Source organism: Duncaniella sp. (assembly GCF_029056165.1).
Taxonomy (GTDB): Bacteria; Bacteroidota; Bacteroidia; order Bacteroidales; family Muribaculaceae; genus Duncaniella.
This window is the reverse complement of sequence record NZ_JAIDBW010000035.1, coordinates 75,579-97,041: the sequence shown is the minus strand read 5'-3', so window position 1 is coordinate 97,041 and position 21,463 is coordinate 75,579. Positions and strand designations below refer to the sequence as shown.

The window sequence follows — 21,463 nt, the reverse complement described above, 5'->3', positions numbered from 1 at the left end:
GCGGGGACTGATATTATTTTATGCAGGGATGGCTGATGGTCGTGGCCAGTTCGCTGTGAGCGGTCTCATTGCCGTAAGCCATGATGTCGTCAGCATCGCGCTTTCCTTCGGTGAGCGCGCGGACGATACCTGCGAGTGCGCCCGCACTCCATTGAAATTCGGTATTCGTGGTAGGATGACATTGGCGTGTCCACGACTGATCCCCCTCGAAGAAGCGCATCACTTTGGTTGCGGGATCTATGTGGAGGAAACGACGGCAGTAAAAGAGGATATGATCCTTGAATACACCATCCATGCTTCCTGTCGGGAAGATGGCACGGATATCGGCATCACGTCCCACGACGAGGTCAGCGAGTTCGAGACAGTCGAACACAGAAGGCATCACACGGGTGATACGCGGCACCTGATGAGATTCAAAATAGGGGAGATATACGAGATAGGCCTTGCGTGCCTTCGCATATTTCAGGAAGTCGATCATACGGGCGTGATTGCGGGTCTCAAGAGCCATGTAAGAGCCGTAGATAATAATATCACCCTCGTCGATCCGGGGCCAGATGGCATTCATCGGTTCGGCCGGATATTTGCTGTGATCGACTGTGGTCGAGGAGTCATCGCCGGCAAACACTCTTACCGGACTCACTCCTTCGGTGAAGCGGTCGATGGATTCCGTGCCGACATTTGCCTCCTGAAGATATTTCAGGATATGGTCACCGACTGTTCCGGCCGCAGCTTCTCCGACCCAGATGGTCGGGAGTTCCATGCGTCCGTCGATCACGGCTGCGTTCACAGCCCAGTCTCCCACGCCGGTTTCGGCATGGCCATCGGCACACAGCGAGACGCTGAGTGCCAGTTCTCCGATGTAGATAGCCTTGTTCATATATCTGCTTCCTTTCGTGATTTGTATCCGAGAGAGCCTCCCTGATGTCGTTTGGCATACTCCTCGGCTGTAAAGTCTGTTAATCGTGTGACCGAGGCCACAAGCACGTCACCGATGACGCTCATGACCGTGGTCGAAGTGGTAGGGGTCAGACCGAGCGGACAGACTTCGTCAGGTCCACCGGTCAAAAGTGTAACGTCTGCCATGCGCGGAAGTTCACTTTTGTCATCGCCTGTCAGGACGATTATCGGAATTTCCGGGTAAAGTCGCTTGGCTATAGCTCCCAGCTCGACCACTTCGGCGGTATGACCGGAGTTTGAGACGAGGAGCATGATGTCGTTCGGCTGGAGCATGCCGATGTCGCCGTGCTGTGCCTCCGATGGATGAATGCTGACGGCGGGCGTACCCGTCGAGGAGAATTTAGTGGCTATGTTCAGGGCTATCTGCCCCGCTTTGCCCATGCCTGAGGCAACGAGTTTCCCACCGCGACGATGTACATGCTCGATTATCAGTCCGACGGCCTTTTCATAGGCGTCGCTGTACGGAATCGCTTGAAGAGCATGGGCCTCTGCCTCTATGATCTGCTTCATTGACTCCCTGATGGAAATCTGATGCATGACCTTGTGTAATCTTTTTTACTTAGATACTGTGTTTTTTCTGAAATTGGAAACGAAAGAAGGGGAGATATAAAGATCCGGACATTGTGAAAAATGACACCGGCTTCCCTACTGCAAATATACGGATTTTAGTCTATCCCTACAAAATAAATGGATTTTTTTGTAATTTTGCACAATATACTGAACCAACACTCTAAATAAAGTTATGAAAATAGCTCTGATAGGTTACGGAAAGATGGGTCACGCCATCGAACGCATAGCCCGCGAACGCGGCCATGAGATAGTTTCGATAATCGATCTCCATAACTCCGCCGATATAGAAGGCGAGGCTTTCGCTACAGCCGATGCCGCCATTGAATTCACCACTCCCTCCACTGCTCCTGACAATGTGATGCGCGCCGCCGCTGCCGGTGTGCCCGTCATCTGTGGCTCCACAGGCTGGGCTTCACGCCGTGACGAGGTGGAGAAGAGTGTCGTGGATGCAGGAGGTGCACTCCTCGCGTCAAGCAATTTCTCCATCGGAGTCAATATTTTCAACATAATCAACCGTAAGCTGGCCTCGCTCATGAGCCATCTTCCCCAGTACAAACCGCATCTCTACGAGACTCACCACGTGCATAAGCTTGACCATCCGTCAGGCACGGCCATCACTCTTGCCGAGGGTATCATTTCTGAGAACGAGCGCGTCAACTCTTGGGCCGACGAGGGTATGGTATGGATCGATGAGACCAATGCTTCGATGACTCCGCAGGAATTGGCCGCGAAGGTCGATGCTCCTGAAATTGCGTCAGACGCTCTTCCGGTGTTGAGTATGCGCGAAGGTGAAGTGCCCGGTACGCACACCATCGATTGGGATTCACCTGTCGATTGCATCTCGATCACGCATCGTGCCAAGAGCCGCGACGGTTTCGCTCTCGGAGCTGTCATGGCCGCCGAGTGGATCGCCGGTAAGAAAGGCATATTCACTATCGAGGAAATGATGTCGGAACTTCTCTGAATATCTTAACCGATTTTTTTATACAAAACGGTTTCGGCCATCGGTATGGCCCGAAGCATAGCTAAAGCAAAAATTTAAAAATATTCCCCCTTCTCCGTAAATGTCAACAACTACCTCTCCGCAACAGGAGTCAAAAAGTTTCACCGAGGATTTCATCCGCCGCGTGAAAGATAACCGTCCTACACGCTGGATACGTTTCGGTCTCGTATCGCTCATCTTTTTCATCTGGGTGGCATGGCTCGGAAGCTGGTGGGTGGCCCTTTTCTGGTTTCTCCTTTTCGATATCTACATCACGGGCTATATACCTCTGACATGGTGGAAGAAGTCGAAAAACGCTACCGTGCGTGCGGTCATGAGTTGGGTGGATGCTATTGTCTATGCCCTTATCCTCGTCTATTTTGTCTTTACTTTTATCGGACAGAACTATCAGATCCCGTCGTCATCGCTGGAAAAGTCACTTCTTGTCGGCGATTATCTTTGGGTAAACAAGATGGCCTACGGACCCCGTGTCCCCATGACTCCGGTTCATTTCCCGCTCGTGCAGAATACCTTCCCCATCATCAATACCAAGTCCTACCTCGAATCTCCCCAGTGGAGCTACAAGCGTCTTAAAGGTCTGGGTGAGGTGCAGCGTGGCGATATTGTCGTGTTCAATTTCCCTGCGGGTGATACGGTGGCCGTGAAGGTGCAGAATCCCGACTACTATACTCTTGTCAAAATGTATGGCCGTGATGCCATCTACAATAATCCCCAGACTTTCGGCGAGGTGATCTACCGTCCTGTTGACCGGCGTGAGAATTACGTCAAGCGTGCAGTCGGTCTGCCCGGTGAGCGTATCAAGATTGTTGATGGGGTCATCTATATCAACGGTGAACCTATAAAGCAGCCTGAAAATGTGCAGTACAACTACTATTTTCAGGTGAAGAATGGTTCGATGACCGAAGCAGACTGGGAGGAGCTCGGAATCTCTGTCGATGACCGCCATGAAGTGCCGGTCAGTCAGGAGGACACCCCCGGACTTCGTTCGCTCGGATTCACGGTCAACCCTGACGGTTCAGTCCCCTCGATCTATGCCTCACCCCTCACCCCTGCAATGGTCAAAGCCCTTGAGTCAGACCCTGATATCGCCAAGGTGATGAAGATGCCCGCACCTAAGGGTGAACCACTGTTCCCCGATGTCGTGAGTCTTGACTGGACGCGGTCGGACTACGGCGAGCTGTGGATTCCTAAAAAGGGTGCGCGTCTGGTCATGGGGCCGCGTGCATGGCAGATCTACGGGCGCGTCATCAAGGACTATGAGGGTAATTCCGATGCCGAATACCGCGATGGTAAACTATGGATCAACGGTGAGCCGCAAGATACCTATACGTTCAAGATGGACTACTATTTCATGATGGGTGATAACCGCGATAACTCTCTCGATTCCCGTTACTGGGGTTTTGTGCCTGAGGATCACATCGTGGGTCGTCCTGAACGTGTGCTCATATCCTTCGATAAGGATCATTCCATCTTTAACGGGGGCATCCGCTGGAACAGAATCTTCCGCAAGGCTAATGTGGATGAGTATTGATATGGTGTAAAGTTAAAGGCTTATCCGGTGGAAATTTCTCTGACTGAAGATATTGTGGTGTTGCCTCCGGTCTTTTGCGGATCGGTGGCCCACTATCTGCGTGTGCGCTTGGCCGGTGCTACCTCCATTGACTGGGGCAGACGTTTTGACAAGCGTTTCAAGGATACACACCGTTTTGCCATAGCCGATACCCGTGGCCGTCTCGAATTTACCGTGCCGATAGCAAAACCTGAGAGCAGTCGTTGCTCGTGGGGAGATGTGCGCATATCCGATCATGGAAAATGGTGGGATGTCCACCGTGTGGCTCTTGAAAGTGCCTACGGCCGTACACCGTTCTTTGAATATTATTTCGATGCGCTTCTGCCGATGCTTACATCCGGCGTTGAGGAGCGTTTCCCGTTGCTGCGTGATCTTTCTGATGCTTGGGACGGATGGATTCGCGCTAGACTGCTGCTTCCTGCTCCGGTTGTGTCCGCGCAGGATGGTATGCTTGATGAAGCAAGCGGAGGTGAGATGCTTCCCGCCAGTCCGGATGACTACGCTGTGGGTTACGATGATTTGCCTCCCTATTGGCAGGTGAGGGAGGATAAGCTCGGTTTTATCTCCGGCCTGTCCGTACTTGATCTGATATTCAATCTTGGACCTGAAGCAGTGGTGTATCTTGATCGGCTCTCGGAGTCTCCTTCTAAATAAACCAAAGAGCAATTAACGTCAGAATATAAATTTATAAATGTCATGAGAGTAATTGATCATCTCACTGCGCGTCCCGGTTCGACCGCGTTCTCTTTTGAGATCCTTCCGCCGCTAAAAGGCAACAGTATTGAAAAAGTCTATAATATCATAGACAAATTGCGTGAATTTGATCCCAAGTACATCAATATCACCTCTCACCGTAGTGAAATGATCTTCAAGGAGATGCCCGACGGTAGCTATCGCCCGCAGAAGATGCGTAAACGCCCCGGCTCGGTGGCCATAGCGTCGGCAATTCAGAATAAATATGGTATTACTGCAGTCCCCCACATTATATGTAAGGGTTTTACACGTGACGAGACTGAATATGCCCTGATTGACCTCAATTTCCTTGGTGTGCATGACCTCCTGCTGCTCCGTGGCGATTCCAAAGGACCGGAGAAGACTGCCGATCCCTCAAAGGTCAATCTTCATGCTACCGATCTGCAGGCGCAGGTCAATGATTTCAATCGTGGCATCTATGCCGACGGTGAGACTTTCGAGGCTAATGCCACTCCGTTCAGCTATGGGATGGCCTGCTATCCGGAGAAACACGAGGAGGCTCCGAATATGGAATCGGATCTCTATTATGCCCGTCAGAAAGTGGAAGCCGGAGCTGACTATCTGGTGACACAAATGTTTTTCGACAACGAGAAATACTATTCATTCGTTGAACGTTGCCGTGAGGCCGGTATCACCGTTCCTATTATTCCGGGAATAAAACCGGTAGTGTTCCGCAACCAGCTCAATGTGCTTCCGCGAGTGTTCCGTTCCGACATACCCGAACCCTTTGCGGCAGAACTGCGTAAATGCACTTCCGATGATGAGGTGAAGGAAGTCGGTGTCGAATGGTGCATCAATCAATGTCGGGAGCTGATGTCGCATGGAGTGCCAAGTATCCACTTTTACACCCTCATGGCCTCCGATTCAGTCCGTCGGGTCGCCTCTGCGATCTATTGATCCGGATGCTCCCCAATAAAGGGGGGAGTGGGAATATTGAAGGTTAATGCTGACACAGCCACAAACGGATTGGAATAATCCTGCTTGATGACTCATTTACCTCACGGGCGGAGGGTGTCGAGGAGAGCCGGGGAGGGGGATTCGTGGTTGGTGATGGGGAGTTTGATTTTCTTCAGATCCTCCAGCAGTGTCATCGTGACAGCGATCTCTGAAGGAATTTCCATACCGGAGAATTGTGCGAAGTATTGCAGACAGGCGTCACGCCACCAGCGTGCATCGCGTAGTTGTGTCTCCAGTCTGCGGCTCACGTCTGCATGGATGGTCTCATCCACGTAGGGACGTGCCGATTCCCAGACAGGTTGATATGAAGCGACCTTATCGACACCGCGCTGATATGCCTTACACAGCTCCTCCCACAGTGTATTGTCCGACTTCATGCGGTGATCCCAAGGCACGTGGTGAAACCATAGGATAAACTCTTCCGGACAGCTATCCATTGAAGCTAACCGCTGACGCAACGGTGCCGGATATTGACTGACAGCATTACTGCCTCCCGGCGACCGGTCGAAGCCAAGACCCGCGCTGTCGGCACGGTGATAGTATTTGGGAAGCCAGTCGGGACGTGCGCCTTTGACATCACACCAAGGTTCAGGTCCATAGTGATGGCCGAAGGCAAACAGATGGTGGAGGCCGAGAGGCATCATATAGTCAACCACTGCCTCGCGGCTTGAAGTCAGCATATCCTTTAGCGAGTTATAGATACCGGTGGGGACGGTCGCTTTGTTGACAAGCGTTTCGGACAGCCATTCATCGGCGATACTGTCTGCTGACAAATATGGATTCCATGCAAGACGGCCGAAGGCATACCAGTTGGCCTGTGCGAGAGGATTTCCGGTCCAGTTTGCATCATCGCCGATATTCGCCACACCTGCCACGGCCTTGATGGATACGGGCTTTACATAATCGAAAAATTCGGTCCACATCGGTGCGAGGAAAGCAAGGTGATTGGCATGGCCGAGATATTCCTGTGTTATCTGAAACTCCACCATCTCATCAGTCTGCGGCATCGCACCGAAAAGGGGCGAGTAGGGTTCACGCGGTTGAAAATCGACAGGACCGTTCTTTATCTGAATGATCACGTTGGGTTCAAGCTGTCCGTCAAACGGTTGAAATTCCAGATAAGCCTGTTTTGCACGGTCGGCATCGGCAGGTGAATATACAAACGCACGCCACATCACGATCCCGCCATAGATTCCGAGTGCTTTTGCAAGCATATTTGCACCGTCGGCATGACTACGTCCGAAATCCATAGGGCCGGGCTGTCCTTCCGAATTGGCTTTCACGAGGAAACCACCGAAATCGGGGATGAGGTTATGGATTTCTTCGGCTTTGTCGTTCCACCATCTTATGACCCTACGGTCGAGCGGATCGGCTGTCGGAAGACCGTCAAGCACCATTGGGGAGGCAAAATTGACCGATAGATATACCTTTATTCCGTATGGCCGAAAGAGGTCGGCAAGGGCTGCAACCTTCAGAAGATACTCCTCGGTAAGGATTTTGGGAGAGGCATTCACATTGTTGATTACCACTCCGTTAATACCGATGGCGGCATTGGCGCGCGCATATTCTTCGTAGCGTGGTGAAAGGACTGAGGGAAGCTCATCCCAGTTCCAGAGGGATTTACCTGCATAGCCGCGTTCGACACTGCCGTCGAGATTATCCCAGTGGTTCAGGAGACGCAGATCATAGAAAGGATTGTCGGTCAGATCGTACTTTTTCATGCTGGCCGGTTGACGCAAGAGGGCATAGACACCATAGAGCATACCAAGATCATCGGCAGCATAGATGTCAGCTTTTTTACCATCACGCTTTATCCGGAAGCCGTTTTGTTTCAGTCCGTAGGAACAATGGCCGTTATGGATAGTGACAGCTCCTCCTTTCCAATGGCGACGCAACTCATTGACAGCTATCTCCAGAGTCGCCGAGGGTTCTTTGGAGTCGTTAATGACCTTTACCTTGGTAGGCTTTTGGTTCAGCTCCGGAAGCCATCCGACGGATGATCCGTAAGTTGTGACCGATGTCTGAAAGATCAGAACAAAGAACAGTATTGTGAGAATAATGTGGCGGATATAGCGCATGGGATATACAGAAGAGTTGGAAGGAGTGATCGTTTATGTTGTGATTGTTGGCCGTCATGCCTGAGGTAAGTAGCGGTCAGAGACTGTAAGCGTCTTGTAGGTAGGCTTATTACGGCTGAGCCGTTATTCTCTGACCTGTGAGGTTGATATGGCCTGTATCGGCAAGCTCACGGATGATAGCTATGATCTTTTCGCGGTTCCCACGCAAGTCTGTGAGAAGACTTCCGACTTCCGCACCTCCCGGTTGCGTCGCACGGTAGATGATGCTTTTACGGAGGTCGTCATCGTCAGCGGATGAAGAGCGGGAGGCTGCTTTCAGGCGTGAACGGCAGACATCGCATTTGCCACAATCGGAAGCCTCTTCCTCACCGAAGTAGCGGAGCATACCTCTGACCCTGCATTGCGACGATGAAAAGACAAATTCTTTCATGGCATCGAGTCTCCTTGCCATTCTCTCGCGCTGTCGCTCATAAACTTCTGTCGGGATCACGATATGTTTAGGCAGTTCGCGTGAGGTGGTGTAGTATATGTAAGGTGTGGTGCGTCGCGGGATATAGTGTATGGCATGTATGCGGCCGAGGTAGAGGAGAGCCTGATAGACCTGTTCGGACGACAGCATTGTGGAGCGGGCTATGGTGATCTCGCTTATGCGCACATAGTCGGCAAAGAGCCCTGTATAGGTGCGTAGTATGCACTGGAACACATCTTCGGCTTCAGGCGTGAGGTCAAGGTCATAGAGCTCATCTTTTTTCATTATCACCATCATGCGTGACGATGAGGTCGTTTCCTCGATATATTCCAGATATCCGGCTCGTGTCAGGATATGCAGGGCACTCCTTGTAGGCGCGGGTGGCAGTGAATATGTACGGCAGAACTGTTCGAGACTGAATTCAAAGAGCTGTCCGTAACCGTCGCCGACGGCTACGTCGAGGAAATTTCCGGTAAGCTCATAGACACGCCTGATAAAGTCCTTTTCGGGGAAGCTCTCGCTGAGACGGCGCGAGAGAGAGGCTTTGTCGCGCTGTGAGGCTATCACTACTGCAAATGATTCACGTCCGTCGCGCCCGGCACGTCCTGCCTCCTGATAGTATTCTTCGAGTGACGAAGGGAGGTCGTGGTGGATCACGGTGCGCACGTCCGGTTTGTCAATGCCCATTCCGAACGCATTTGTAGCGACGATCACGCGCACAAGGTCATTTTTCCAAGCGTTCTGCCTCAATTCCTTCTCTTCCGGATCGAGACCTGCATGATAGTAGTCGGCACTGATCCCCTCGCGGAGTAGCATCTGTGCGATCTCACGGCATCGGCGGCGCGAACGGACATAGACTATGGCGCATCCCGTCGTAGCACGGAGCACGCGCAAGAGCACTTCCTCTTTGAAGTCGGTATAGCGCACGATGTATGACAGGTTGTCGCGTGAGAATGAGCGTGCAAACACTTTCGGTTCGGAAAAGTGAAGCTCGCGCATGATATCGGCGGTGACTTCGGGAGTGGCCGATGCGGTCAGGGCAAGGACGGGTACGTTATAACCGACGATCTCACGCAGACGTACGACTTTAAGATATGACGGCCGGAAATCATAGCCCCATTGGGAGATACAGTGGGCTTCATCCACTACGATCAGGCTTATCTTCATGGTGCGCAACTCGGCCATGAAATTGTCGTTCTGGAGACGTTCGGGCGAGACGTAGGCAAGTTTTGCCTTTCCGAGCCGGCATCTGGTCAGACCAAGTTCAGCCTCACGGCGTGTGAGTCCGGTGTGGAAGTGAACGGCACGGATGTCGCGTTCGCGGAGATTATCCACCTGATCTTTCATCAGGGATATAAGCGGCGTCACGACAATGGTAAGTCCCGGCAACAGTAGTGCCGGGACCTGAAATGTGATGGACTTGCCACCTCCGGTCGGAAGGAGTCCGAGAGTGTCGTGGCCTGCAAGCACGGAATCGATTATCTCGCGCTGCAGCGGACGGAAGGCGTCGTAGCCCCAGTATGTTTTCAGTACGCTCTGTGGCATCGTCGGAGAGTGGAATGGACTGTGGGGTCAGACCGGCCTATTCGAGATGGATAGCCTTGACAAAAAGCTGGATTGCCGAGCCTCCTTTATGCTTGTTCTCCTCAATGGTGTAGCAGATGCTGAACGGTTTGCCGGAGTGAATGTGGTCAAAGTGCTCGGCACTGTTGAATACAATGCCGTTCATTACCTTACCGCATGTCGGATCGACAAGATCGAGCTTGATGTGTTCGTTGTGACGGCCCACGAGTTTAGATGTGCCGAAATCGGTGACTCCGCGGGTGCAGAACACCGGTTTGTTATTGCCCGGTCCGAATGGATTGAAGAGACGCAGCAGTCCGAGGAACTCAGGAGTGATCTCCGAGAATGTGAGGTAGGCGTCGATATCGAGCTGCGGTGTGAGCTGATCAGGACGAATATTGTCGGCGACAAACTGCTCGAAACGGCGTGTGAATTCCGGGATGTTCTCCTCTTTGAGCGAGAGGCCTACGGCGTAGGTGTGTCCTCCGAAGTTTTCGAGTAGGTCACGCACCGATTCGACGGCACGATACACGTCGAATCCCTGCACCGAACGCGATGAGCCGGTAGCTAAGCCGTTTGAGAAGGTCAGGACGACCGAAGGCTTATAGTAAAGCTCTGTCAGACGAGATGCGACTATTCCGATGATGCCTTTGTGCCAGTTCTTGTTGTAGATGACTATCGACTTTTTGTCGGAGAGCGTCTCGCGATGTTCCTCAAGGATCGCGTTGGCCTCGTCAGTGATCTGCTTGTCAAGCTCCTTGCGGTCCTGATTGTAGCGGTCGATCTCCTTGGCACGGTTGTAGGCATCCATGACGTCGCGCGCCACGAGAAGATCCACGGCCTCCTTGCCGCTCTGCATACGTCCAGATGCGTTGATGCGGGGTCCGATCTTGAAGATGACGTCGCTTATGGTGATCTCGCGTCCTGAGAGTCCGCATATACGGATTATGGCACGCAATCCCATGTTGGGATTGGAATTGAGCCGTTTAAGGCCATGATAGGCCATTATGCGGTTCTCTCCCACCATCGGCACGATATCAGCCGCGATGGAGACAGCCACGAGGTCGAGCATCCCTTCGAGTTCGGCACTTCCGAGACCGTTGGACATGGCGAAGGCCTGCATGAACTTATAGCCCACGCCGCAGCCCGACAGGTGAGGGCACGGGTAGGGACTCCCTTCGAGTTTGGGATTCAGTATGGCCACCGCCGGCGGTAGAGTCTCGTCGGGCACGTGATGGTCACAGATTATAAAGTCGATGCCCAGAGTCCGGGCATATTCGATCTCTTCGGTCGCCTTGATTCCGCAATCAAGTATGATGAAGAGTTTGACCCCTTGTTCGGCGGCCGCGTCGATGGTGGCTTTCGAGATGCCGTATCCGTCCTCGTTGCGAGTCGGGATGAGGTAGTCGATATGAGAGTAGAAATTACGCAGATACTTATAGACGAGAGCGACGGCAGTAGTGCCATCGACATCATAATCGCCATAGACAATTATCTGCTCCTTTGCTCCCATGGCACGGTTCAGCCTGTTGACGGCTTTATCCATGTCCGGCATCATGAACGGGTCGTGCATGTCCTTCAGTGAGGGATGGAAGAATTTTTCCGCCTCCTCGACAGAGGAAATGCCCCGTTGCACCAGCAGCTCGCTAATAGGCGGCACTCCGGCATAGCGTTTCGCAAGGCCGGACTCCACTTCTTGTTCGTCGGATGTAAGGGGACTGTAATTCCATTTACTAGTCATTTATGTTGTTTCTTTTTTATTTCAAAAGAAGGCGGTCGGGGATTGGGCAGATTATACAGGCCATCTGCAATCCCCGATATGTCGGAGGATATCGGAGAGATGTGTATGAGGAGCCGGGGCTTATGTGACGCTTTATCCACACGCCGTGTGGCGGTCTCAGGTATAGTCCGAGTGTGCTTTGCACACGTCAGGATATACTGCCCCTATTATTTGCAAAAGTACGGAGAATATTTGGATAAATTGGCATAAGAAATGTTATTAATCCTTTAATCCAAACAAAAAGGAATTATAATGAAAAATCCCGCCCCCATCCGTCATAGGGTCATGTGACGGATGGAGGCGGGGTAGTTGAAATGTCCGGGTGTAGTGAGGCCGTAGGACTGAAAGAATCAAATTATCACCTTGAAGGTTTTCCCGGCGATGCGGATGAGATAGATGCCGCGTCCGCCGTCAATGCTGATTGATTCGTCAGTACCACGATAGATACACTGGCCGCTGATGTTGAAGATCTCCTTCATGCAGTCGGAGGCGGTGTGGATAGTGTTACCTTCGACGGTGATTTCATCGGTTGAGTCGGCCGTGATGTCGTCGATTGCCGTGATGCCTTCACGTGTCAGATTGATAGTGAAGTTAGTCTTGCGGTTTGTGGTCACATCGGTCAGGTACTTATATTCGAGTGTGACTTCTCGTCCGGCTTCCTCTGGAATTATGAGGACATCGTTGATGGTCGAAGCTTCCTGATGTTTCGATTCAGTCCCGTCATTCCAATAGATCCACCAATCGGATGCGCGTTTAGGGTCAAAACCTGTCGAAGAAATGGTCTTGAGATTGAGGTTTGGTGTCCCGATGGTGAGATTGGCTTTCTGTCCATGATGTGAATTTGAGATCAGGGCCTCAAAATCTTCCACATGGAAGTGGGTCAGGCAATTGTTGTCAATGTAGATTGTCTTGAGATATGGATGCTGGGCATATTTGAAGTAGGCAATATTGCTGCCGGATGCGTGGAGACTTTGAAGTTTCGGCGAGCCGGATATGTCGAGTGTGCCTGCGATTAGCGGGTTCATATCCATGTAAAGTATTTCCAGTTCGGGATGGTTGGTCAAGATGATTTCCTGAAGTTGATTGTTGTCCAAGTAGAGTTTCCGGATGACGGGACAGTGTGATAGATCGATTTGACCTTCAAGCCGGTTGTTGCTCACGCTGATGGTTTCCAGATCCGGATGGCTGCCAAACACGAGCTCGGAAAGTTCATTGTTGTAAGCGTAGATTGACGAGAGCTTGGTACAGGAACTTAAATCTATCTTGCCGGTCAGCTTATTATTGGATAGTGAGATGTTTTTGAGATTAGCGTGCTTTTTTAATAAGACTTCTTCAAGTGAGTTGTTTTCAGCATACAGGTTTTCGAGATTTTCGAGTGATGTCACGTCAAGGAGTCCTTTCAGTCGGTTGTTCGATAATCTGAGATAAGTGATCGCTTTATTTTTCTCACTTAAAATGAATTCATCAAGATTATTGTTGCTGACATCACAAGATTCGAGTAGGCCGTAGCCACTGACATCAATTTTGCCGGTCAGTTTGTTGTCGGAAGCATCTAAGGACTTGAGATCCGGATGATCACCGAGAACCAGTTCGGTGATTTCATTGCCCCATACGCTCAGGGATTTGAGTTGATTGAAATTCGACATGTCAAATTTGCCTGAGAATTTATTTTTGGCAACCTCAAGAGCAGTCAGATTGGTGTGGGCAGTCAGATCAATAGTTGTCAGATTGTTTGACGAACATTTCAACTGGGTTAGTTTGGTAAGTCCGGTCAGATCAAGTTCCGTGAGATTATTTTCGCCACATGAGATAGATTGGATGTTGGAAAGTCCACGGATCAGGAGTTTCTCAAGCTTATTCCGCACTAAGTATGGGCTTGTGACCTTGGGGCATCCCGTAAGATCAATTTCTTTCAGGGCAGTATTGTAGATGGTGAAGTACATCAGCTCCTTTCGGTTGCCGAGTGTGATTGTCTCAAGGGGTGTATCCTGAATGGAAAGATAGTTGAACGGACCGCAGGTGCTGAGATCTATTGCCGTACATTTTTCCTGAATGATTTCCACAAAACTTAAATTCGGAAGGAGTTCACATCCCTTGAAATCTGCGATACCGAGGCCATTGACCTGAATTGTATTGGCTTTGTTCAGTTCGGAGGACGAGAGTATTCCGTTATTGTCAAGGTCATACTTCGAACTGATGTAGTCCCTGAATACGGGGTCGGGGAAATTTGTTTCGTCAACGGCTAACACATACTCGTATAGTTCCACGGTCTTTGCCTCGCTGATGAGATTGTTGCAGTAGTCATAGATACCGACGGTGTATGTCCCTGGTGTGGCTTTGCCGAGATTGTAGAGCGTAAGGTCCTCGGTGATTTTCTCACCTGGAAGAAGGTCGAGCATCACATAGTCGGTAAGATTATTGAGGATGTTGCCCTCGGAATCTTTGAACAGGCACTTCACTGCGCCGATATATTCCGTATCGGACGTATTGGTGAAATTCACACTGAAATTCTGATTGGACTTTATCTGCAAGCGGTCAGAGAGAGTGGGGATGTCAGCTTTAAGCAGTACCGGAGTCTTGGGATAGATATATCTCAGGCTGTCACCGAATCGTTCAACGATGACGGAAGAACGACGGCCGGTATCGAATTCTACATCGTGATAGACTCCTTCCGCATCGTTTGAAAGATGATAGACGAGTGAAACCTCATATTTTTCATCCGGACGCAGATCAATGCTGAATCCATTATTGAAAAAAGATATATCTTCAGTATAATATCCCGACTTGATGCCTCTTACAAAATATTTTCCGCCTTTGATTGTGACTTCGCCGGTTGAGAGATTGGTCCATTTGGTCTGTATGATATCATCGTAGCCTATGAAGGAGGCGGCACCTACATTGGTGAAGCCGTTGTGTGGCAAGCCGTTTTCAGTCTTGAAGTATGGCTCCATATATGAGTAATATTTTGTCGTCACAGTGTCGCGTCCCTCTTCATAAACCCAGAGTAAATCACCGGAAGCCACGATTTTGGGAAGTAATGAAACTTCGTCAACGATATTCTTTTGAGGCTGGATGCCTACGAACAGGGAGACATTGAAGCTGTAACCCTCCTGTGCGCCACCTGTTCCGTAGTCCTCCGGACGGAGTGAAGTCAGACGGAAATATCCGTCGAGATAGCCACTCCATCCCCAGTTGACATGGAAAAAGCCGTCGGAAGTACAGCCGTCGAAGATGAATTCATGACCCATGCTGATTCCGGGATAGTCTCCGCCGACAATTACGGGGCGTCCCTCTTTCAGTTCGGTATTCAGAATTGAGTGGATTTGTTCGTAGCCGTAGGAGTTGCGATTGAGTCTCTGGATTTTTTCGCTGTCGTAGCCGAAGTCTTTGACGAGTGCGGATAGGATAAGGATGTCGGATGCACCGCTTGCCGACGAACCGTAGGTCATATTGACTGATTTTCCGCAGTGACTCATCAGCTTTGCCACTTGGTCGATAGATTCAGCGGATTCAGAACCGTCGTAGGACGGGAGCATCAGATCCCACTTGTACTCAAAATCATTGTAACTCTGTGGCCATTTATGGTAATTCATGACTTGAGCCATCGCGGTAGCGACGCATCCTGTCGGAGCGTGTTGCGATTCGTAGCCGATTGTCGGGCGGTAAGATCCGACCCAACAGTCATTGTTATAGGGTGCATTCTGCCCCCAAGTGGTGGTAAGCAGCGGAGCGACCTCCGTCATCACAAGCGATCCGCGGCTAAGATGGGTATCGGTATTCTTTTTGTCTGGTATGGCAGACATTTCTTGTTTCATACAGCTGAGCCAGAAGTCGAAAGCGGCATTGGATTTTGCTGATTCGTAGTTGCCGGAATCCGCATAGCCGAGGATTTCATTGAAACGGTCGTCACCGCTGACGATGACATATCCGTTGTCATCGGAGACATTAAAGATATAGTATTCGGCTGCTGTGGATCTGCTTCCGCCTTGAGTTGCGAGAGTTAGTTTAGTTTTGGTCGATGCTGCACTTCTGCTCAAATTGTCTTTTTTAATGAAAGAGGTTGCAATATCTCTGGCTTCCTCGACACTGTAGTTTCGTGCGGATATGGCTGTCGGCGCGAGAAGTGTAAGGGTTACAATAAGGGATTTTAATTTGTCCATTAAGTTGGGTTTTGTGATAATAATTGGTATTCAACAGTCAAAAAAGTAATGGAAAGAGAGTGGTGACGGCAGAAAGGAGTTTTTCGGTCGTCTCGGGTGTCGTTCAGGTCAAGGAAAGTGTGAAAATGGAAGTTATTGAAATTGTTATTGACTTATAGCTGAATAAAATGGATGTCAACTCTTTATCCCAATATGAGTCGTGGTTATACAAAAAAAGCGTGGGACGATGGTCGCTGTATATCACAACTGAGGCATCGCCAAACGCCTTGGATAAAATATGCAGCCCACCCCACGCCATGCTGATATATCGATCAGCCCCGCGCTTTGTGGGGTGGAGGATATAGCGCACGCATGGAGCGTTTTGTGACTGCTTCTCTCCTTATCCTTAAAATTTGGCGATTTCCAGTTGAAGAAAAAAGCAAAAACGCTCTATAAAAAATTTGCAGATGGAATGACACTCCAGCCATTCCATCTGCAAATTTACCTATATTATCCGAATAGACAATATATTAGATGGGTATTAACACTTATTTTATTTCATTATCGCACTGTCTGACGCTCGTTGCGTCGTAATTTTGTGTCGGGAAAATGAAGATGTGGGCACACGGTCGGCCTGTCGGTTATGCGACGGGCTATTCGGCTTTCGCTTCGGGGTTTATATGGACATCAAGCTGCGGGAAGGGGAAGGAGAGATCCGGACGCGCGGTGATGACATTATAGAATTCTTCGTTATGATCAAAGAACACTGACCAGTAATTTGCACTGGCCACCCATGCGCGCACTGTCAGGGTGACGGCTGAATCGTCGAGTGAAGCGAGATACACTACAGGAGCTGCCACGCTCGGACCATCGGCGGGTTTTTCCTGAAGTACACGCGTATCCTTGCTGAGAAGGTCGAGAATAATTCCTCGCGCGGTCTCGACACTCTCGCCGTATGAGATGCCGATTTTCCACTCTACGCGGCGGTAGGCCTGAGTGGAGTAGTTGTTGATCGTTCCGGTGGAGAGTCCCCCGTTGGGGATGATGATGGATTTGTTGTCGGATGTGCAGATGATGGTGTTGAATATCTCGATGCTGGTCACAGTTCCTGCGAAGCCCTGCGCTTCGATGTAGTCACCGACCTTGAAGGGCTTCAGCAGCAGGATGAGCACTCCTCCGGCAAAGTTCTGAAGCGTGCCGCTGAGGGCCATACCGATAGCGACACCGGCGGAGGCGAAGAGGGCGAGGAAGGAGCTTGTCTCAAGGCCGAGAATGCCGATGACGGTGACGATGAGGATGAAGTAGAGCACGATCCTCACGAGGCTCATGATGAATGTGCCTAACGATGGATCGATCTGTCGTTTGTTCAAGATGTTGACAACGAAGTTGTAGAGCTTCTTGATGATGAATTTGCCCACGTAGAAAACGAGTATCGCAACGGCGAGCGATATGGCGAAATGAACCAAGTCATGTATGAGTGTGTCCATTAGCTGGTCAAATGACATGTTTTTCAGCGCGGTTTTTTCCGCGTCAATCGTGGGGACTGAATCAGTCGGGAGAATGTCGAATTGTAACATTGGTGGTCGGTATGTAATTTGGTCAATTAAGAAGCAGTTATTTGAACAGCGGTGCGGTCGAAACGACATCGTTCCACCATGAAGTCAGTGTGTAGCCGTGATAATCGCCGTGATTAGCCTTGCGGACCACGTATGATCCGAGGCCGCAGTAATGGATGACGGGTATGCCTGTGAAATCGCGTGCGGTGGTGGCTTTGTAGAGGACAGTGTTGTCAAGAGCCTTTTGCCATTCGGTCAGGAGATCCGGATTATCGAATGTCATGGCCTTTATGTAGTCCTCCATGTCATAGACGGGATGGCAGTCGTTGCAAAGCGATGTGGTTCGGAAGAATTCTGAGTGGGTTTTCGAGAGTTCCTGCACATCCCAGAGCGTGAGGGGGAAGGAGGTCTGCGTGGCAAACACCTTGCGCGTGGCATCGGCGAGTGCGTCGAGGGTAGAGGTGACGATGACGACCATCTGGCAGCTTGACGATGCGCGGTTGTTGTAATATTCGAATGTATTTGTTGCCATCCCGATCACGTCAGGTTTGTCGGTAGCGAAAAAGGCAGGAATGTTGAGAGAGTATGGCATGCCTTCTCCCTCGACTTCCGTCGGTGAAGCAACGATGTAAGGAGTGATGTCCCGCAGTTCGTATGCCACCTCGACCGTGCCCATCAGACAGCAGTCGAAGTAGAGGAATGAGAATTTCTCATCCTTCAGGGCCTCGGCCATTGATGAGAGCGTCATCCACTTGTTTCGGTCCGATCCGTAGGAACGTTTCTTAGGAGCGGCTACGCTCTCCGTGATGTCCGAGCTGTCGTGGGTCATCCATGCGGTAGCGTGACCCCAGAAGATCATGCCGTAGTCATTGGCCGGAGCGAATGATTTCATGTCGGCAAGAACCTCGCGCATACGGCTGATCTCGACAGAATAGATCGAAGGATCGTCGGGGTAGGTTTTAAGCGTGTCAATACCCGTTGGAGTGATGTCAAGCAGCAGGGGCGGATTTCCTGCGGCGGTGTTGCGGCGGTTGTGATATACGAGCAATCGACCGCCGTTGAGTCCGTGTTGCGCAACGCCTTCCGACATCTCCTTCAGGTCGCTTGAATTCAGGTATGAACCGAGATTGTTGTCGGCCACCATATAGACAAGGACAGTCCGGCTGCTGATTTCAGGCTCCGGTTCGGGCGTTGGCTGAGGTTCGTCACTGTTTCCGCATGCTGCAAGCGTAAGCAGCGCGGCAAGTGAAAGGAATATATTAAGTAATTTGCTTGTCATTGCTTTAAAAGTGTGTATAGTGAATGATTTCTTAACTTACAAAGTTACGAAAAATGGCTGTATTCCCACTTGATTTCATGATTTTTAACCACTTGTGGCCTTTATGCAACACAGTTATCCTCGTGGTGATCCGGATGGGGACGGTATGGGGTGATGGCAGCATCATCTGTCATGCCCAGAACTGTCGTGCGGTCTCTGAACAAATTGGCTGAAATAGCCGTTAAATTCTCATAAAAGGTTTAAATTAACTAAAGTTAACTCCGTTGGAAAATGCCTTTGCAAAATTTAATTAAAAGCATGGTTAACTTTGAAAAATCCTCATCCCCCAATTTAATTCATCACAATTATGAGCAAGCAACTTAAAGTCTATTGCGCCAATCTTGGCGAATATATCCCCGTCGAAGGTGGAATGACCCTGAGTGATATATACGAGAGCCTCAAAGAGCGTATTCCTTTCGTCCCGGTCTGCGCGCGTGTCAACAATAAGGCTGAGGATCTTTCATTTCAGGTATTCATGCCCAAGCAGGTCGAATTCCTGCCTGTAGATTCCCCTTCGGGTCACAGATGCTACATACGGTCGCTGTGCATGATGCTTTATCGCACGGTTGCATCCATCTATCCCGGCTCACGTCTCGTTATCAGTCACTCCGTGTCGCGCGGCTATTATTGCCGTCTGGACGGAATTCATGTGGATCAGCAGGTGTGTGAAAGTCTGAAAGCGGGGATGATGGAACTTGTCCGCCGTGATCTGCCCTTCGAGCGAAAGGAGCGTCTGACAACCGATGTCATTGACATCATGCGTGCTCAGGGTCTCCACGAAAAGGTGGAGCTTCTGCAAACTCTCCATGAGCTTTACACGGTCTATTACCGTCTGGACGGTATAGCGGATACCTACAACGGAAATCTTGTACCCCGCACGGGACTTCTCGGTGTGTTTGATCTCATCCCATACGAGGAGGGACTTCTCCTGCTCGGTCCGGATCTTGCCGATCCCACCCGACCTGCCACCCCTCTTCCGCAACCCAAACTCTACAAGGCTTTCACGGATTATCTGAAATTCAATTCTATCATAGGCATACGCGACGCCGGTGACGTCAACGAGGTTGCTGCCGGAAAGGGTACGGGCATGATGATCAATGTCGCGGAGGCACTCCATACGAAATATATAGGGGCGATCGCCGACCGTATTACCACCCGTTACAACGAAGGCGGAGCGCGCGTGGTGCTTATCGCCGGTCCGTCATCGTCGGGTAAGACCACATTCACCAAGCGTCTGGCCGTGCAGTTGCTCACCAACCTGCTCAAGCCTGTGATGATCTCGCTTGACAATTATTTCGTGGATCGTCACCGCACGCCGCGTGACGAGAGTGGTGATTATGACTATGAGTCACTTTTTGCACTTGATCTGGAACTTTTCAACGATCATCTCAACCGGCTCATAATGGGCGAGGAGATCGAGATACCGTATTACAACTTCGAACGTGGCGAACGCGAATACCGTGGCGAGAGCATAAAGCTCGATTCCCGATCCGTCCTGCTCATCGAGGGCATCCACGGTCTGAATCCCGAACTGACACGTGATGTGGATCCGGAGATGAAATATCGTATTTACGTGTCGGCTCTCACCACTCTTGCCATAGATGATCACAACTGGGTTTCAACCACTGATACGCGTCTGCTGCGCCGTATCATCCGCGACTACAAATATCGTGGAGCAAGTGCGTTGGACACCATACGCCGTTGGCCGAGCGTGCGTCGCGGTGAGGAGAAATGGATTTTCCCATATCAGGAAAATGCCGATTCGATGTTCAATTCATCTCTCCTGTTTGAGCTTGGAGTGATGCGCGATGAAGCTGACAAGGTGCTTCGCAGCGTCCCCAATGATGTCCCGGAGTATGCCGAGGCTCATCGCTTGCGCAAGTTCCTCGGATATTTCTCACCGATCCCTTCCACTCTCATTCCGCCCACATCACTCCTGCGCGAATTCCTCGGCGGATCATCCTTCCACTATTGATATAATAGCCCAACGAGACCGGATAAATGTAGGGACGCGGCGTGCCGCGTATGCCGATTAGAATACGTCCGCCTGACATGCAGGCTACAACTATTTCATTCGGCATACGCGGCACGCCGCGTCCCTACATTTTATTCACCCAATTTCAACGATAGGATCAGGGATTTGCAGCCGGGCAGACCGGCTTTGATTAGGCTGTCGCAGCGGGCCGTCACATCTGTTGCGCCTACTGTGAAGGGCATTTCATAGAGCTGTGTCACGCGGGCATCAGGGATAATGTTGGCCAGTATCTCCTTAGGGGACGGCGCGGCCGGAAGAGCTGCATACTCCTGATAGGTCCAGCGGGTGAATGCGGAGTTGACTCCGATACCCCTGCGGTCAAGCAGGAAACCATCGGCAAGCTTCAGAGGCTCACTGTCGCGCAGATCGGATGGGGCAGGATAGGCCACGATGGCATTGCGCGCCTGATTGAGTGTCACCGGGACGCGATCGGCATAATCTCCGTTGGTTTTGTAGATGCGTGTCATGGGGAGGTCTGTCACCTGTCGTTGGCCACCGCTGATGCCATGCGTCGTTCTTGAAGGAACTGTCACTACGGTGATTGAATCATTGACTGCTGTCTCATGACTGCCGTTCCATCCGAGAGCATTTATGCCTGACGGATCGGCGGAGACTGTTGGCTTCTGTGTAGCACATCCGGCCATGATCATGCTTGTGATCATGGCCGGAAATATTAATGACTTGGTCATTGTGTTCATGAAAAAATGGGGGAGTG

At 50.7% G+C, this 21,463-nt stretch carries 14 protein-coding genes; 5 read left to right on the top strand and 9 right to left on the bottom strand.

Annotated elements, in window-relative coordinates; all coding sequences use genetic code 11:
- Nucleotides 1–13: 13 nt before the first annotated feature.
- On the bottom strand, nucleotides 14–877 hold the full coding sequence (locus K2G41_RS07820) for a hypothetical protein (protein ID WP_300117037.1): 864 nt from the start codon (nucleotides 875–877) through the stop codon (nucleotides 14–16).
- Nucleotides 874–1,479: an SIS domain-containing protein gene (locus K2G41_RS07815; protein WP_300117151.1), complete on the bottom strand. Its 606-nt coding sequence runs from the start codon at nucleotides 1,477–1,479 to the stop codon at nucleotides 874–876. The genes K2G41_RS07820 and K2G41_RS07815 overlap by 4 nt, the downstream gene beginning before the upstream one ends.
- A gap of 220 nt (nucleotides 1,480–1,699) precedes the next feature.
- Here K2G41_RS07815 and K2G41_RS07810 point away from each other — a divergent pair, with 220 nt between their 5' ends.
- The 4 genes from K2G41_RS07810 to metF all read left to right on the top strand — a co-directional run bounded on the left by K2G41_RS07810 (nucleotide 1,700) and on the right by metF (nucleotide 5,750).
- Complete coding sequence (locus K2G41_RS07810) at nucleotides 1,700–2,491, top strand: dihydrodipicolinate reductase C-terminal domain-containing protein (protein WP_300117034.1); 792 nt, start codon at nucleotides 1,700–1,702, stop codon at nucleotides 2,489–2,491.
- A 100-nt stretch (nucleotides 2,492–2,591) separates the two neighbouring features.
- Complete coding sequence (gene lepB, locus K2G41_RS07805) at nucleotides 2,592–4,061, top strand: signal peptidase I (RefSeq protein ID WP_300117032.1); 1,470 nt, start codon at nucleotides 2,592–2,594, stop codon at nucleotides 4,059–4,061.
- A gap of 27 nt (nucleotides 4,062–4,088) precedes the next feature.
- Complete coding sequence (locus K2G41_RS07800) at nucleotides 4,089–4,754, top strand: WbqC family protein (RefSeq protein WP_300117030.1); 666 nt, start codon at nucleotides 4,089–4,091, stop codon at nucleotides 4,752–4,754.
- Between the two features lie 42 nt (nucleotides 4,755–4,796).
- On the top strand, nucleotides 4,797–5,750 hold the full coding sequence (gene metF / locus K2G41_RS07795; protein ID WP_300117028.1) for a methylenetetrahydrofolate reductase [NAD(P)H]: 954 nt from the start codon (nucleotides 4,797–4,799) through the stop codon (nucleotides 5,748–5,750).
- Between the two features lie 101 nt (nucleotides 5,751–5,851).
- Here metF and K2G41_RS07790 read toward each other — a convergent pair whose 3' ends face one another.
- From K2G41_RS07790 to K2G41_RS07765, 6 genes are all read right to left on the bottom strand, one after another.
- Nucleotides 5,852–7,888, bottom strand: coding sequence for an alpha-glucuronidase (locus tag K2G41_RS07790; RefSeq protein ID WP_300117026.1), 2,037 nt, complete (start codon nucleotides 7,886–7,888; stop codon nucleotides 5,852–5,854).
- Between the two features lie 109 nt (nucleotides 7,889–7,997).
- On the bottom strand, nucleotides 7,998–9,902 hold the full coding sequence (locus K2G41_RS07785; protein ID WP_300117024.1) for an ATP-dependent DNA helicase RecQ: 1,905 nt from the start codon (nucleotides 9,900–9,902) through the stop codon (nucleotides 7,998–8,000).
- A gap of 37 nt (nucleotides 9,903–9,939) precedes the next feature.
- Nucleotides 9,940–11,661, bottom strand: coding sequence for a single-stranded-DNA-specific exonuclease RecJ (recJ, locus tag K2G41_RS07780; protein WP_300117022.1), 1,722 nt, complete (start codon nucleotides 11,659–11,661; stop codon nucleotides 9,940–9,942).
- Nucleotides 11,662–12,050: 389 nt separating this feature from the next.
- Nucleotides 12,051–15,860, bottom strand: a complete 3,810-nt coding sequence (locus K2G41_RS07775; protein WP_300117020.1) for a C10 family peptidase — start codon at nucleotides 15,858–15,860, stop codon at nucleotides 12,051–12,053.
- Between the two features lie 632 nt (nucleotides 15,861–16,492).
- Entirely contained in the window at nucleotides 16,493–17,416 is a 924-nt protein-coding gene (locus K2G41_RS07770; protein ID WP_300117018.1) for a mechanosensitive ion channel domain-containing protein, read from the bottom strand.
- Nucleotides 17,417–17,453: 37 nt separating this feature from the next.
- Nucleotides 17,454–18,674, bottom strand: a complete 1,221-nt coding sequence (locus K2G41_RS07765) for a clostripain-related cysteine peptidase (protein ID WP_300117016.1) — start codon at nucleotides 18,672–18,674, stop codon at nucleotides 17,454–17,456.
- A gap of 346 nt (nucleotides 18,675–19,020) precedes the next feature.
- Here K2G41_RS07765 and K2G41_RS07760 point away from each other — a divergent pair, with 346 nt between their 5' ends.
- Nucleotides 19,021–20,688 carry a nucleoside kinase gene (locus K2G41_RS07760; RefSeq protein ID WP_300117014.1) on the top strand — a complete coding sequence of 556 codons (1,668 nt, stop codon included), beginning with the start codon at nucleotides 19,021–19,023 and terminating at the stop codon, nucleotides 20,686–20,688.
- 131 nt (nucleotides 20,689–20,819) lie between these two features.
- Here K2G41_RS07760 and K2G41_RS07755 read toward each other — a convergent pair whose 3' ends face one another.
- Nucleotides 20,820–21,437 (bottom strand): hypothetical protein, encoded by a 618-nt coding sequence (locus K2G41_RS07755; protein WP_300117012.1) that lies wholly within the window; start codon nucleotides 21,435–21,437, stop codon nucleotides 20,820–20,822.
- Between the last annotated feature and the right edge of the window lie 26 nt (nucleotides 21,438–21,463).